We start from the raw sequence: 15005 nt of genomic DNA, 5'->3' as shown, positions 1-15005 counted from the left end.
TTCAGAAACGACAAAAAAAGCCCGCACAAGGCGAGCGAAAAAAAATAGGCATAAAGCCTTATTGTTAATGGGATTAGTACCTAAAACTCCTGAAACACATCCCAGTTTTGTCTGGCACGTTGGATTGGTACTGGCTGACTTTCTATAGGTGTATTTGAAGGTTGTGAATTTGTATATGGAATCACAGGTATGCTGTGTTCAACAGGTTTTTGGTTCTGTACAGTGGATCTATTGGTTTGTACAGCAGGAATTATGGCTGGCACACGTACGCTTGTATTTGCTGAATTTAAAGCTGCACTGTTTACAACTTTTTGAACATACGAAGGTTGCCCGGCAAAATCTCGCTTGAATCCAAAATTAAAACTACCAGAGTAATAACAGCTGAATGCCTTGTGAAGCGTGAGCTGTGAAACTTTGCCACCATCTGCTCGAGCAGCTCGGGTATAACAATCTGTAAGAATTTTTGCGCCGGCTGCAAGATTCTTGCATGGATCAAATACTGTTTCATATGTCAGCCCATAGCGTGCCAGATTGTATTTATTCACCTGTACCAGACCCATACTGAAATTTTTACCAGCACTATGCAGAGCTTTAGCTGCATTCACAGCCTCTGAATACGATTGAGGCTGCCGTTTGAGTGATCCTTTGACAACGCCAATCGCAAAGGGATTAAAACCACTTTCAACACGTGCAATGGCCTGTAATGTGTCATGATGAACATTATTAGCGCATTGCTGAGCTAGTTGATTAAAATTAACCCGCTGTACTGAAGTAGCAGCGGGTTGTTGAAATACAGCTTTTTGAAGTTCTGGTGATGCTGTAGCCAAAAATGGAAATAATGAAAGTAGGAATAATATAAATTTCATAACTAAATTCTCATAAAGACTTACAACTATTTTTGCTAAATTTAGTGATGTCTTTCAGGATTTTGTATTGAATAATCTTTAGCTGGGTATTGGTGCTCAATTTCTGGATCAACAAATGTCCAATAAGCAGTAAAAGTAAGTACCAAGAAAAAAATTAAAAAAGTGGTTATAAGAACTATTATTCCTGTCAATGGTTTTTCATATGTAGGAGATAGTATCTGGATTTGTACAAGTATTGCACCAATATTTGTCATTACACCCAAAATTAGTATTGCATAAATTTTATTTGAATCATTTATAAATGATTTATAAAAATCGATGTTTTGTATAATCAAATCTTGCGATACCTGAAAAAATTCGTAGCCTGTCATAATAAATTTATACCTATGTTTAAAAATAAAATTAATTATGATTTAGTTCAGAAATAGTATTTTTTTTATACATTTCAGTTTCATACATCTTAAAATCATCATAACTATTAACAATACATTTTCTGATTTCAGAGAAGTTATTAACATCATATTCACCAGATAAATTTTCTAAACATTTCTGAAGTATTGTTTGAGCCACTTCTATTTGATCAGGGCTAGCCTTCTGGCCAATGCTAGCCATGTTTCTTTTAAATTCTTCAATCGTATAATCTTTGTCTGGATATTTAGTCCATGAATATGATTCACTTTTTTTCTTTTCACATCTAGGATTTTGATGCTCTTTTAGATAATCTATATAAATAGTTATTTTGCACATTGGCCACAAAAATAATCCAATAAACAAAATATATGCAAATTTTGCTTTTTTACTGCTAAGTTTATGACACGCTAGTACCGCAAAAAAAGACAAAAATATAAACAAAGCTGGAATTATACATAGACAAAATAGAACAGAATCCCAGGGAAAACAGCTGATTTTAGGTTCTACAATAATTTGAGCATTTTGCGTCACTAAATTTTGCCATGCCTGAAAAAATTCTAAATATGACATTTGTTATCCTTATTTATTAATTTTATTTAATTCATTTATCTCTTTATTTTTATAAATTTCAACATCTTTACTTCTAAAAATAGTCTCTGTATCAGCATCAGTAATACAGCGTCTAACTCTTAAAGAATGATTAACTTGATAATCATATGGTAAGTTTTTTAAACAATTCTTAAAAACTGTTTTAGCTAGTTCTATTTGTTTAGGGCTAGCATCTGGACTAAGAATTACTAAATTTTTTTCAAATTCTTCGACTGTATAATCTTTATCATGGTATTTAATGCTAGGTTCTTCGACAGTGTTATATATGTATTTACATTCAAGTTGATGATAAGAATCAGAATCAGAAGAATCAGAAGAATCAAATTTTGATACTCCTGCGAGTAAAAGGCTATAAATAATCAAAATTATCCAAGTTCCGCTTTTGGGCTTTTTGCTGCGCAGCCATAAATAAGAGAACCACATTGAAAATACAGGAATACCAGTTAAAACTAAAGCGGTTTTAATATATGAACTAACGCTTGAGGGATATGTACAGTCTATTGTGTTTGCTGTCTCCATAATAGTTTGACTATCTGGCATAACTAAGTCAGCCCAAGCTTGGTAAAATTCTAAATATGTCATATCTTATATTCAAAGAGTTAATAATATGAATAATCAGTCTTTACAATTTAGTTTAGTAACTGAATCTTGTTTGTAAATTTTAATTGGTTTCATATCCTGATATTTTTGTCTACTTAATTCAAATTCACGTATCGTAATTTCGAAAGAGCCTTTTGCGACATAAAACAACGAAGCAATTAAGCAAGGAATAAATAAAAAAGATATGAACAAAGAAAACAAATTTTTTACTAAAGGTAAATTTTTATTTTCTATATAATTACTAATTAAAGCTATTGTTAAAGATATAGCTATTGCAGTAATCGCAAAAATATCAAGATTATTCTCTTCTACTATGGATGAAGGTATTAGGAATAATTTTACTATTAGAAAAGCTATTATTAATTCTATTATTACTCTAATGATATTTAACATTGTTTGATAAAATACTAAATATGTCATAATTATATACTCAATATAGCTATTTTCATAGGGTTTACGCCATACATATAGACTATTGATTAAAATGGATAATACATGGTATTACCAAAAGATAAATCCAATGATCAATTAAAAAATGAACAAAAAAATGAACAAAAAAATGAACAAAAAAATCCATATCTGTTAATCTCCCTTATCGGATTTGGTTTATTTTATTAAGAGTTTTATTCATATAAATTTTAGTGTCTGTCTGTTCAAAAACTTTCTTAGTATCATCATTATCAATACAGTGTCTAACTATTGAAGAATGATTTGCTTGGTAACCAGATGGCAAATGTTTCAAACAATTTTTTACAACTGTTTTAGCTAGTTCTATTTGTTCAGGGCTAGCATCTGGTCTAAGAATTGCCATATTTTTATTAAATTCTTTACTTGTATAGTCGTATTCTGCATATTCACTCCAAGAATAAGATGGAGCAGTTAACACCTCTTCTTTACATCTCGGATCACTCGCTGCAATATAGTTAATGAAAGTCCAATATGCAAATATCAATATATAATATATTATTAGAAATGTAGTTAAGCGTTTATTAGGTCGACAACATGCATATTGGAGAATAGGAAAAGTTATGAATAGCAATGCTGTCTCTATATATGAAGATATGGTACCAGCCGTTAAAGCACAATAAGTTTTAGGATGAGTAAAAATCTGATTATTTTGCAAAACTAAATCTAGCCATGCCTGGTAAAATTCTAAATATGTCATATTTATTGTATATTCAATAAGTTAGTAATATTAATAATCAGTCTATAATTCTAGTCCAAATAAAATAATATAGAACAAATAAAATTAATATGATTAAAAGCATTATAGGTAGTGTTCTAGCTATTTTTTTAGGTTTAAATCCACACATATAGACTATTGATACAAAAAGTGAAATCCATGTGAGTAATATTGAAATACAAAAACCTAGATGGTCATTTATAAAATTAGCCATACTTGTTAAATCCTTTCTCAATATAATTTCGTTTCCACTGTTTAGTTTAGTAACTGAATCTTGTTTGCAGAATACGCTGAGTAAGACGTTATAGATGCTAAAAAGCCAGCATATGCTGGCTTATGTTGTTACCAACTTTCTATATGATGGTTTTTATAAACTTTACCTTTAATTTCATGATGAAATTTAGGAGTGTTAACTTCCCCGCCGGCGATAACATCTCCATTAGATTTAAACCGCCAACCTATGTTGATATTGCCGCCAACCATAATGTTTTTCAAAGCGCATCCCTCTTTATAAAGATTGGCAATCAGGGAGTTTTTTGTATTTACCTCTCCTTTAACTTTCAAGCCTCCTGCAACCAGAATCGAATCTTCGCAATTAAGGTCACCATTGACAATGAGATCTCCTGCAAATACTTTGGTTTCGCAATTAAGGTTGTCAAGTTCGATAACTGTTTTTGATGGCGGAATTTTTTCCAAAATAGTACACATCAGAGGCCAGCCATCATTAATTTTGGCCAACTCATTAAGTACCGTCTGTAAATCAGCTATTCCGGTTGGGAAATTCTTTTTAAACCAGGCAATATCTTCTTTGTAGGGAACAATTTTGTTCCATAAATTTTCAGTAATCGTCATATGATTTATTCCTTGCAAGACGCTATAGATACTAAAAAGCCAGCTAATGCTGACTTTTAGCGTTTATTTGATTCAGGATAATTAAATTAATTTATTGGAATTTAATACGCTCTAGTTCTGCTTTTTCAAAAGTAGGCTTACTATTGAAAATACATTCCCTGACATTTTTTGATTTTTCAATACAATTATGCATAACCAATCTAGCTAGTTCTTTTTGTTGTATAGATGTATTTTCACTAAGATTAATCATATTTTCTTGAAATTCTTGGACTGAATAATCTTTATCAGGGTATTCATAAATTATTTTTTTGGGTATAGGTAAATAATTATTTTTTTTACATTCTTCACTAGGGGAAAAAATTGCTATTGTAGGAAGCATTATAAAAAAAATATAAATAAAAATTGCAACCGTTACGGCAATGGTATCTTCATCTTTTTTTATCCAGACACAAACTTGCCATATAATTAATATAAATTCAATTGCAACAAGAGTATATACGAGAGATCTACTACAGGATTCTCCACCTATAGTTATAACTTTAACATTCTGCATAACCAATTCAGACCAAGCCTGATAAAATTCTAAATATGTCATAATCTATAACCTTAAAAAGGTATATCGTTTGGATCCGCTTCAAAATTCTGTGTTTGTTGTCTCTGAGGCGGGGCAGGTATTTGTGAAGATTGTGAAGAGCTTGCATTTACACTTTGTGATTTATTGTTGAGCATGGTCAGCTCAGAAGTTTTGATGTTATATGCAAGGCGTTCGATACCGTTTTGATCCTTGTATTTGTTACTTTGAATACTGCCAATGATGAGGACATGACTGCCTCGAGTAAGATATTTACTAGCTATTTCTGCAAGTTTTCCATAGGTCACAATGTTGTGCCACTCTGTTCTGTTCTGGCGTATCATATTTTTATCTATCCAACTTTCATTCGTGGCAAGAGAAAAAGTAGTCATACGGTTGTTATTAAAATATCTTGTCTCTGGATTATTTCCTAAATATCCAATCAATAAAACTTTATTAGCTGAAGACATGGTGAGTACCCTAAAAAAAAGCCAGCTATGTAGCTGGCTAGTTCATACGAAATTTATAGAAAAACGATTATCTAAAAACTCATAAAAGTATTTAGATAATCATTCTTAATGTGACAAATTTGTGACGAATCGTGACTAAATGTGACTAAATATAACTAAATGTGCAAGCGTCACAATTTATAAAAATCAAATAGTTATATTATAGTTCTAGGACTTTTAATCCGTTGGTCGAGCGTTCGAATCGCTCACGACCCACCATTTTTCTTCTAAATCTTTCAATATTTTACGCATCATTTCAACTGTTACAACCTCCTTTCCAGTATCGTAGGGTGTGTCTAAATTGTGACATGAAGTTGTCATTATATTATCAATCTTTAATGCATCTTTGATTAAATGCTCTGGCGCTAAATGTGCATATCTTTGAACCATCTCCAAAGTTTGCCAACCACCGAGTTCTTTTAATGCGTAAAGTGACACGCCATTCTGGACTAGCCAACTTGCCCATGTATGGCGTAAATCATGCCAGTTAAAATCCTCATCAATATTAGTTTCACATTTAGCCTCATCCCACCACTTATAATTCAATCTTTTTATTTGTTTATGGCGAGAATGCACAAAAACAAATTTTTCATGCATACCCATTTGCCTTGTTAGAACTTTCATAGCAGTATCATTCAAAGGAATAACTAATGGTTTATTGGCTTTCATATCTTCAGGATAATATTCACATATCCGCCTTTTGAAATCTATTTGTGGCCACTTTAAGCCAAAAACATTCGCTTGTCTTAGACCTGTTGCCAGATCAAACTTAGTTATCGCAGCCATATACGGATATCGCTCAAGATAAGTTATCAGCGCGTTTGCTTCTTCTGGACGAATCCACTTAACTCGTGGCGGAGATTCTGCGTATGATTTGAGTGTAATTTTTTTATCCAGTATTTCCCATTTATCTACACAGACGTTTAATATTGAACGGATTAATGCTAAATATCTGTTTTTGGTACTATCAGAACAATTTTTTGCATCAACTATGGACATAATCATTTTTTTATTTATTTCATGTAAATAAACTCCTCTTAGTTCTGGTAATTGACGAAGACGGCTTATATCGTCATCTATACTCTTTTTTCTATCTTCGTTTGATTTAATCCATTTGAGTGCAGCTTCATCCCAAAGAACTTTTGGTTTTTCACCAAAACTAAACTGACGCCATGATGCATACTTCAACTTATCGTGCAATTCTTCGGCTTGTGTTTTGTCTTTGGTGCGAGTACTGCCTCGAGATCTTTGACCGTTTGGGAGGATAATATCGTAGTACCAAATACCGCTTTCTCGTTTATATAATGACATCTTTTTTCACTCTCTCGTTCGAGTGATGCTTGCAACAGTGCATTTTCAAGGCGATGCAAAAAGTCGTCAAGATCACTTTGTTTAATGCAATAGGCACGACCAGGTTTACTGGCACGCAATTGCCCATTTTTGATATATTCTCGGATGGTTTGGCTGTGACATTGGCAAATTTCCGCAACCTCAGCTACCGTATAGGTTTGCATATGTACATCTTCCAGATTTTTATCTTCAATAACGAACTTCATATACTTGATATTTAGCCGTTTCTAATAAGCGTTTTAGATTCTGTATGGCCTTATGTCGAGGTATACCAGTAGCAAGTATTAAGTAATTGTTCTTATCCACATAAAAAAACAGGCAGTATTTTTTGCCTGTATCTGTTATGGTTGGTATCAGTTTGTAACATGGGAATTTTTTTGGACTATATGAACTTGATATCTTATCTGTTTCCACAGTCCTTAATTCATTAATCAACATTTAATCACCTAAAGCCTAAAATTGCATAAACAAAGTAGAAAAAATTGGAGTATCAAATTAAAGGATATAATAAAATAATATGATAAATGGAATATTAATCATCAGTAATACTGTAACTAACCCACCTATCATATCCAAATACTCACATAAATCTGTGGTTTCGTCGGAAATACATTCAAGATTTTCTGGGTTATATTTATTTATTCCTTTGTTCTCTATAAACTTTACTGCATTTTTATTAAATCTTTCTATCAACATATAAAGAATATCGGGCAGCATACTTAGACGTTCATTGTCCAATTGTTTATATTCAGGACAACGCTTTACATTTTCTTTTAGAATATCTGCAAAATTATTTTTATTTTTCTCAGCTAAAGATAAACTACTGTATATAACTATAATAAGTGGATCATTAGCATTAAATCGTTGTTTAGTGACAGTATAAATATCGTCTATTACACTTTGAATATTACTATCCATGTTTTTGCCTTATAGACTCTGAATCAATATTTTTATAAAAACAATCTTAAGATTGAAAAAATCATACTAGCTGCACAACATATCGCTACAAAAATAGAAAGACGCAAGATAAAAGCAATTTCTTTGCGGTTTGTTGATATGTTGTTTAGATTTGCTTTTAGCCTTGCGTAAATGTGTTCTTCGTTTTGACTGGCCTGTTCCTCATTCTGTTGTAGCAATTCCAATAGCAGGACCTTACGGTTAGTTTCTAGACGATTAACAGCATTTATTAACTCATCAGCTTTGGCAATAAACTGTTTTAGATAATCTTCATAAGATTGCTGCCGTTCTGCTTTAAGTTTGGATACAGCATCATCAAAATAGCTGTACTGCATCAGCAGTACAGCTAGCAAAGGGTCTGTTGGTTCTAGCTTTACGCCTGTAATCTCAAACACCTTGTTAATGATGTGTTTGATTTCCGCATCCATATACTATTTCTCCTGTGGTAAAACATTACCGGAGAATGTTTGCTGGTCCAGTTGGTCAAATATATTGCGCTCAACTTGAAGCAGCCGCTGACGTGGCATCAAAGAGAATAATTCAGAGTTCTGTACCTCATCAAATGTCAGATGCGCTTTAGTCATCATTTGAATATCCCTACCAAACGTATCGGGATTATAATTTTCCATCTTGATGATACCTACAATTCTATCTTGAAATTCATTTATGATAGAGAAATTTTCAAGTTGTTTTCCCTCAAAATTAACTTCCCCAAAAAATTTATTACTCCAGATTTGAACTAGGCCATTGAGATCTTCAAGAATTGTTGTTAATCCGATGAGTGTATCGTTCATTGCCTGCCCACCTGTAACAACTACATGAAAATAAACTTTAATCTTATATTCTTCTAAAAGTTCGGCAATTTTATTTTCTTTCATATAGTTGAGCAGTGGAACAAAGGTTGCCGCACCATTATCGATTACGGTTGCTTCTGCTGAACTGGCAATAATTTTTTCGATAAGTCCATCGAAAACACGAGAATTGATATTCTTTCGTTCATCAAGAATATTAACGATTTCTGGTTTAAGTGCCATATAACGGGAAAAAGTCTGGTTAACTGGGTCTGTATCAAAACAGCTAACTTTATTTTTACCAATATTTTTGCGTAAATATTGAGCCAGCCAGCTGGCCACTAAGCTTTTACCAACACCGCCTTTGCCTTGCAGCAAAAAATGAACTGTTTTCATGATTTCGTCCTAATTATCTTGTTTACAAAGAAAAAGCCACTTTGCGCGCAATTCTAGAAATGACTTTTTGTTTGTAAAAAGCCCCTGCTATCCACAAGGGGGAGTAAAAAAGATAGCAGGGGAAAACTCGAGAGAGGTAAAAAAGCAACTATTTAGTGTCTACCCAGCGGCCACCCTGATCAGGATTTCCAACATATTTCACTTGATCAACTCTGTAGGTCCAGCCTTGCTGTTCATATGCAGTACAGTATTTTGGTTTCTTTGGCTCGATATAAATTATTTTTATATCGGTACAAGTGGTTTCTTTTTTCCATAAACCCGTTTTTTCACATTTTCTGATTGTTTTGGTTCTTTGCATTACCCTATTTAATTCTTTCGCATCACAGCGGCCAGCACCATTAGCAATTGCATTTACGAGTTCTGGCATGCCTTTTTCTTTACTGGAGGGGCAAATACTCAAAAAATCCTTACGTTTTCTAATAGTCTCACTCATTTTCTCCGCGCTAATAGAGAAATATTTTTTAAGGGATGGATTACACTCGTTGGGTCTATCTCCAGACGATAGACAAAGTATGGCCTCGCACGAAAGACGTTTATCACCGGTTAAAATATCTTGGCTTTCGGTTTTAGCCATTAAAGAAGTTGAAAATAAACATCCAGCTAGTACTATATAGATTTTATTCATGTCTACTCACATTCAAATACCGATACAAATAAAGTAAAAATAAATGCAATATTTATATTTAACAATATCATCGGTCTACAGGTTAGAAATAACAATTTGTTTGTATGTCCTGGGTTTGTCAATAAATCAGAAGTACATACATCAAATGGCAAACAAATCAACATCATAATATTGACGACTACGAGACCGAATATAAACGGAATGCTGAAAAAGAAAAAAAGAAAGAAAAAAATTTTAATATATTTAATGAGCAGGGTGAGCTTTTCTTTAGAAGGCTTTTTTTTGTTTGAATTATTCATATTTTGACCTCTAGTATATTTTTTGTCTTGATTAGTCAGGAAACATGGTTAAACAGATTAATTATATTAACTATCATCAAACTCTCCTTGTTATATAAAATCTAAAATGCAAGCAGCCTGATAAACAAGCTGCTTAGTTTTAAATCTTGACTGCCGTTATTGTCGCCACGCCTCTTGTAACAGTGGATATTCTCAACATCAGTTACAAGCATTTCGCAGTTAGGCGATTCTGCTTCCCCGTCGGAGATTTTTGTCTCTACTGGTCGGGCTTCTTTCTGATTGCGCAACGTGCAGAATGTCGCGCCACACCACCTTCGTATAAAGGTAGTGATTATTTACCTTATTACCGAAAAATCAACTAACGTGAATATTAGATAATAATATTCAATATTAGTTTGATACTCTAATTGATGAAAATTAGATATATATGATTTAACGGAATTATTCGGACTGAATTGTTAAAGAGCGTTATTAGATGAACTAATATTAGTATACTAATAATCAAAAGTAAATAGTAAACTAATATTTTTTTGTAAATGTTGCCCTTTGTATCTTTTATATGACACAAAATAAAAAACTGGATCTCTATAAAGAATGACCCAGTCTACTTTTTTAACTTTACTTAAAAGTTAAAAGAATTTGATCCGCCTCGCCATACTACTCTTCCAATGATTTCATCTCCTCGATTGGTGGATACATCCGAAAATCGTGTCTTATCAAAATTATCACAACGATAAACCCAATTTGCGGAAGCATCTAATATTGTTCTTCTGACAATTATGAGTCCGCTCACTCTTTTAATTACAAAAACACCATTTTCATGTAATGTCGTCTCTAAGCGATTTACGGCTATATCATCAAATATGTTGATTGTAGGTGCCATACTTTCATCGGGCACTATAAAAAAGTCTATGTATTCTTTATCCCAACTATTTTTTTTAAGATAAGAGAGTTTTAATCCTACGTTACTTTTTTTTGAAGTAAGAAAATTATGGTCAGCAAGTGTGTAATGCGCAGCTTTGAAATCAGCTGGTGGATTTTTACCATACAGGAGCCATTCTGGACTAACATTCAAAGCATTTGCTAAATCGATAATTCTGGCTGAACTTTGAGTTAATCCGGTTTCAAGTTGAGCTATAGTGCCTTGAGAGACTTTTGCTCGTTTTCCTAGTTCTTGTTGACTAAGTTTTAACTCAATTCTTCGTTGTTTAAGTCTATCGCCGAAGCTTTCCACAAATTGACCCCAAAATCGGCAGTTTATTTCATTGGACAATTAGTTTACTTATATATTAAAATTAGTATGCTAATATTTATTAGCGTTTTAAAAAACATTCAAATAAAGGGAAAATTATGAATTGGTCTACAATTATAGAAGATTTACAAAAAGCAGGTTATTCACAAAAGGACATTGCAAACCATTGTAATTGTTCACAAGGTGCGATTTCACAGATCAAAGCTAAATTCTCACAAACATGCGTTAATAAAAATAAAACAGTGTCCTTTGATCTAGGAAATAAATTGATAGCTTTACATAAGAATGTCGTTGAAAAAAATGTTTGTAACTGATTTAGTCGCTTCTTATTTATCTCCAGACTTCCTAGTCCACAATGACATTTTAAAGCTTTGCAAGTGTCCAAAGGTGGCTGTAGTCTTAGCCAAATTTATCTGGTGGGCCCAAGTATGTGAAAGAAAACATCCTGAGAGGAATGGATGGTTTTATCAAACTCATAAGGATTTTTTAGAGCAATTCACATTAAGGCGTAGAGGCTATGAAAAAGCACGGAAAATTTTAGTCGAGCAGCTCGGCGTTATTGAATATCGACGAGCTGGTTTTTTTGGGCGCATGCATTGGCGTGTCAATGCTGAAAAATTGCAGGCTCAGCTGAGCCGTTTACGCGGAAGTAGTATTGTTCCTGTAGAAACTAATTTTCATCAGGACAGAGACGGTTTCTGGCTGCCTAAATCAATTCCATTGGAACAGTGGCATTTGTTTTTGGATTCTCGTACTAAAAAAACTGGCCTGTTGAAACAGTCAGTTCAAATGAAACGCAAATGGGTCAATCAGCTTGAAAAACTTGTTAAAGAGTATGCAGAAATACCAGCATTTATAACTTATGTAGCCAATCATGGCTGGGCTAACTTTATCGTGCATCCATCAGTTAAGTGGGATGATGTAATTAATTCGCAGTCAGCTGTCTTCAGAAAATCTATACAGGCCCAACATAAGTCAGAATCCAAACCGCCTGACAATTCAACCATTTCACCTGAAGACATTGAAAGTATCAGGAAAGAAATAAGGTCAAAATTAAATATAAAAGGCTCAGACTAATTACTTAGTCAGGCCTTTTTTTTGTCTTAAATTAAAAATATGCTTTATGGGTTAAATTTTTTCTTACATAAATGCCAAAATCTGACCATAAATGCTTTTAATAAACCAAACGCATTTTGCTATCAACAAATCACAGCATAAATTCTCTTTTTTGCTCAAATTTTAATCAATAAAGTAAATATATAAAAACTATATAAATCATATGTTTGTACATTTAGTACAAAAAAGAATGTACAAAACGAGCAAAAAAGAATGTACACAAGGTACAAGCTATATACATATAGTTCTACATAGAACTCTTCATATAGTTATACGCAATGCGGTTAATCTTTTTTTATTTATTTTGAATAAAATCTATTTAAGTGATTTAATGACAAATGTTACAACTCCGACAATTTCCATGTTTTTGTCGGGTTGAAAGATGTAATTATCAAAACTGGCAGATGAATTTTCAGAATTTAGCCAGCTGGTACCATCAATCGTAACTAGCCTTCTGATGGCAAAAGCATTGCCTATATCAGCCATTACAATATGATTGTTTCCTGCATCAATAGATCTATCAACTATTAGGATATCTCCTGTGCTGATACCTGCATCGTTCATGGATTGGTTACCACACTTTACAGCGATTGTCGCAGGTTGGTTTTCAATCAGATATTGCTGAATATTGATCAGCTGATTGCCATGATTAGAGTCATATAAAGGAATCAAAATTTTATCCACCACATATATCCTTTAAACTTCTTTGAGTGGCCCAGTTGGGTCTATTTTCAGGCTCATTAGAATGCCCCGCAGCTGGAGGTTTAGTTTGTGCATTAGGATGGCCCTCAGCTGACGAACTTGTTTTGAGCGTATCCATTACTGCATCTGTCTTTTTAGATTTAGGTGTGATCTGAGCCTGCTCACTTTCTAATTTATTGATGAAGTGGCCAAGGTTAGAAACGCTTGTCTTTACGTCGTTCATTTCCAGAAAACGAACGATTTCCTTGTAGGATACCTTGGCTTGTCTCAATTTAATGATGTCTTCCTTAAATGCATCCAGTTTGGAAGTTCTCTTGGCAATTTTTAAAAATTCTTCAGCTGAGATAGCCATTACCAGTAGTTTCCTTGCTTAAAGTATCCAATATTTTATTATAAATTTCTCAATAAATACCATTTATTTATTAAAAATTTCCAATATTATATCAATAATTTCTATATTTTCCTATATATTCCTATAATTCTAAAATATTCCTATATTATTCCTATTATTTTCCGATTTATTCCTATATATTCCGTATTGCAGTTGATTCCGCGTGAGCCTTTCCTGTAAAGCAATGGATTTGCAATAAGGGATACGGTTTTTAAACTAAACGCGGGATAGGCAACCACCGGTAAAGCGGGGCGGTTAGCCATATTCAGCTACGCTGAAACGCCTGCGGCTAGCATTACTAAACATCGGAAGCCAGAGCCGCCGTGTTGTTTGTTGATGTCTAAATTGACCGCTAGCCAAAGTCCAGACCAAGCAAGTGTCTTTGCACGTATTTCCCCTTTTTCATTGCTAAAGCACCGAACAAAGATGAAATCCGCACAAAGCCAGTCTGGACTTTGGCTAGCGGTCAATTTCTTACGACATCACAACACGGCGGCTCTGGCTTCCGATGTTCTGATAATAATTAACATTGAAAGGATATTGTTATGGGACTTGATATGTATGCATACGCGCTTAAACACCAAGGAACAGGTGAACTGAAAGTTGATATACCTATACCAGAGGATGCCAAAAAAATCGCTTCTTGGTGGAAATTTAACCACCTGCATGGATTCTTTGAAGATTTATATTACGAAAAAGGTGGATTTCAAGAATTTAACTGTAAAACTGTTCAAGTGGAATTTGATGATTTGGATTGCTTGGAAGAAAAGTTGAAAAATAATCAGCTTGAACCAAGGAAAGGCTTTTTTTGGGGTGATGACAAATTAGAGATTCAAGATGTAGAAGAAACGTACCGCTTTATAGAGAAAGCAAGGCAATTTTTAGCTCAAGGTTATGTAATTTTATATTATTCGTGGTGGTAACTAGATAAAAAAGTTAGGAGAGGAGGGGTGAACCTCTCCTGATAAACATAACAATAGCAAACTGGAAGTTTTCTTCCGCTTGTTCGATAGTTATTAGTATTAGAAAGCAATCATAATGCAGCTTGAAATGTTTGTATACGCGGTAGAGAAAGAATATGTTGGGAATTTGAAACTAGATATACCTTTACCAACAAATGCAAAGAAAATCGCCAATTGGAACGAATACAATCCATTGCATGGTTTCTTTGTTGATTTATATCATAAGAAAGGCGGACAAGGGCAATTTCACGATACGAATGTAATTGTCAATTTGAAAGATTTGGATAAGCTGGAATTTAGTATTATCTATGATGATAGATTGTCACCATATGAGTTTGTATGGGAATATTTTTTCCATGGCTATCCAGATAACGAAAAGCACATGGTATTAGATATGCTGAAGTTTGTTCAGCTGGCAAGAGAGAAGATAAATGAAGGATATGTGATACTTTTTTCTTCGGAGTGGTGGATATAAGGAAGAATAGGAGAGGGTGTTTATACCT

The 15005-nt window shown here is 33.4% G+C and carries 22 protein-coding genes; 4 read left to right on the top strand and 18 right to left on the bottom strand.

Annotated elements, in window-relative coordinates; genetic code table 11:
- Positions 1–80 precede the first annotated feature (80 nt).
- From J3U75_RS04480 to J3U75_RS04410, 16 genes are all read right to left on the bottom strand, one after another.
- Positions 81–866 carry a lytic transglycosylase domain-containing protein gene (locus J3U75_RS04480; RefSeq protein ID WP_267390745.1) on the bottom strand — a complete coding sequence of 262 codons (786 nt, stop codon included), beginning with the start codon at positions 864–866 and terminating at the stop codon, positions 81–83.
- 41 nt (positions 867–907) lie between these two features.
- A complete protein-coding gene (locus J3U75_RS04475; protein WP_267390744.1) occupies positions 908–1237 on the bottom strand; it encodes a hypothetical protein in 330 nt (109 codons plus the stop codon).
- Between the two features lie 31 nt (positions 1238–1268).
- Positions 1269–1847 (bottom strand): hypothetical protein, encoded by a 579-nt coding sequence (locus J3U75_RS04470; RefSeq protein WP_267390742.1) that lies wholly within the window; start codon positions 1845–1847, stop codon positions 1269–1271.
- A gap of 9 nt (positions 1848–1856) precedes the next feature.
- Positions 1857–2468: a hypothetical protein gene (locus J3U75_RS04465; RefSeq protein WP_267390741.1), complete on the bottom strand. Its 612-nt coding sequence runs from the start codon at positions 2466–2468 to the stop codon at positions 1857–1859.
- 33 nt (positions 2469–2501) lie between these two features.
- On the bottom strand, positions 2502–2906 hold the full coding sequence (locus tag J3U75_RS04460; protein WP_267390740.1) for a hypothetical protein: 405 nt from the start codon (positions 2904–2906) through the stop codon (positions 2502–2504).
- Positions 2907–3078: 172 nt separating this feature from the next.
- Positions 3079–3651, bottom strand: coding sequence for a hypothetical protein (locus tag J3U75_RS04455; protein WP_267390739.1), 573 nt, complete (start codon positions 3649–3651; stop codon positions 3079–3081).
- A 360-nt stretch (positions 3652–4011) separates the two neighbouring features.
- The gene (locus J3U75_RS04450; RefSeq protein ID WP_267390738.1) at positions 4012–4521 is read right to left on the bottom strand and encodes a hypothetical protein; all 510 of its coding nucleotides are present in this window, start codon (positions 4519–4521) and stop codon (positions 4012–4014) included.
- Between the two features lie 91 nt (positions 4522–4612).
- On the bottom strand, positions 4613–5116 hold the full coding sequence (locus J3U75_RS04445; protein WP_267390737.1) for a hypothetical protein: 504 nt from the start codon (positions 5114–5116) through the stop codon (positions 4613–4615).
- A gap of 11 nt (positions 5117–5127) precedes the next feature.
- On the bottom strand, positions 5128–5562 hold the full coding sequence (locus tag J3U75_RS04440) for a single-stranded DNA-binding protein (protein WP_267390736.1): 435 nt from the start codon (positions 5560–5562) through the stop codon (positions 5128–5130).
- A 216-nt stretch (positions 5563–5778) separates the two neighbouring features.
- Entirely contained in the window at positions 5779–6867 is a 1089-nt protein-coding gene (locus J3U75_RS04435) for a tyrosine-type recombinase/integrase (protein ID WP_416384691.1), read from the bottom strand.
- Positions 6786–7115, bottom strand: coding sequence for a helix-turn-helix domain-containing protein (locus J3U75_RS11390; protein ID WP_416384690.1), 330 nt, complete (start codon positions 7113–7115; stop codon positions 6786–6788). Before J3U75_RS11390 ends, J3U75_RS04435 begins: the two co-directional genes overlap by 82 nt.
- A gap of 331 nt (positions 7116–7446) precedes the next feature.
- The gene (locus J3U75_RS04430) at positions 7447–7869 is read right to left on the bottom strand and encodes a hypothetical protein (protein WP_267390733.1); all 423 of its coding nucleotides are present in this window, start codon (positions 7867–7869) and stop codon (positions 7447–7449) included.
- A gap of 32 nt (positions 7870–7901) precedes the next feature.
- Positions 7902–8336, bottom strand: coding sequence for a hypothetical protein (locus tag J3U75_RS04425; protein WP_267390731.1), 435 nt, complete (start codon positions 8334–8336; stop codon positions 7902–7904).
- A gap of 3 nt (positions 8337–8339) precedes the next feature.
- Positions 8340–9095 carry a conjugal transfer protein TraL gene (locus tag J3U75_RS04420; protein ID WP_267390730.1) on the bottom strand — a complete coding sequence of 252 codons (756 nt, stop codon included), beginning with the start codon at positions 9093–9095 and terminating at the stop codon, positions 8340–8342.
- A 148-nt stretch (positions 9096–9243) separates the two neighbouring features.
- Positions 9244–9780 (bottom strand): TrbM/KikA/MpfK family conjugal transfer protein, encoded by a 537-nt coding sequence (locus tag J3U75_RS04415; RefSeq protein ID WP_267390729.1) that lies wholly within the window; start codon positions 9778–9780, stop codon positions 9244–9246.
- A 921-nt stretch (positions 9781–10701) separates the two neighbouring features.
- A complete protein-coding gene (locus J3U75_RS04410) occupies positions 10702–11313 on the bottom strand; it encodes a helix-turn-helix domain-containing protein (RefSeq protein WP_267390728.1) in 612 nt (203 codons plus the stop codon).
- 116 nt (positions 11314–11429) lie between these two features.
- On the opposite strand from J3U75_RS04410, the gene J3U75_RS04405 reads away from it, so the two are divergent.
- Entirely contained in the window at positions 11430–11645 is a 216-nt protein-coding gene (locus tag J3U75_RS04405) for an XRE family transcriptional regulator (protein WP_267390727.1), read from the top strand.
- On the top strand, positions 11623–12408 hold the full coding sequence (locus tag J3U75_RS04400; protein ID WP_267390726.1) for a hypothetical protein: 786 nt from the start codon (positions 11623–11625) through the stop codon (positions 12406–12408). Before J3U75_RS04405 ends, J3U75_RS04400 begins: the two co-directional genes overlap by 23 nt.
- A gap of 354 nt (positions 12409–12762) precedes the next feature.
- On the opposite strand, the gene J3U75_RS04395 is transcribed toward J3U75_RS04400, so the two are convergent.
- Both J3U75_RS04395 and J3U75_RS04390 read right to left on the bottom strand, forming a co-directional pair.
- Complete coding sequence (locus J3U75_RS04395; protein WP_267390725.1) at positions 12763–13134, bottom strand: LexA family protein; 372 nt, start codon at positions 13132–13134, stop codon at positions 12763–12765.
- Entirely contained in the window at positions 13124–13501 is a 378-nt protein-coding gene (locus J3U75_RS04390) for a hypothetical protein (protein WP_267390719.1), read from the bottom strand. Before J3U75_RS04390 ends, J3U75_RS04395 begins: the two co-directional genes overlap by 11 nt.
- Positions 13502–14085: 584 nt before the next feature.
- Between J3U75_RS04390 and J3U75_RS04385 the strand changes: the two genes are divergently transcribed.
- Together J3U75_RS04385 and J3U75_RS04380 are read left to right on the top strand one after the other, a co-directional pair.
- A complete protein-coding gene (locus tag J3U75_RS04385; protein ID WP_267390718.1) occupies positions 14086–14463 on the top strand; it encodes a phosphoglycerate kinase in 378 nt (125 codons plus the stop codon).
- Positions 14464–14578: 115 nt separating this feature from the next.
- Positions 14579–14977, top strand: coding sequence for a hypothetical protein (locus J3U75_RS04380; protein WP_267390717.1), 399 nt, complete (start codon positions 14579–14581; stop codon positions 14975–14977).
- The last annotated feature ends 28 nt before the right edge of the window (positions 14978–15005 follow it).

Source organism: Snodgrassella sp. B3088, from assembly GCF_026535815.1.
In the GTDB taxonomy this organism is placed as follows: Bacteria; Pseudomonadota; Gammaproteobacteria; order Burkholderiales; family Neisseriaceae; genus Snodgrassella; species Snodgrassella alvi_E.
Note: the sequence above shows the minus strand (reverse complement) of the source record. Positions and strands in the feature narration are given on the sequence as shown.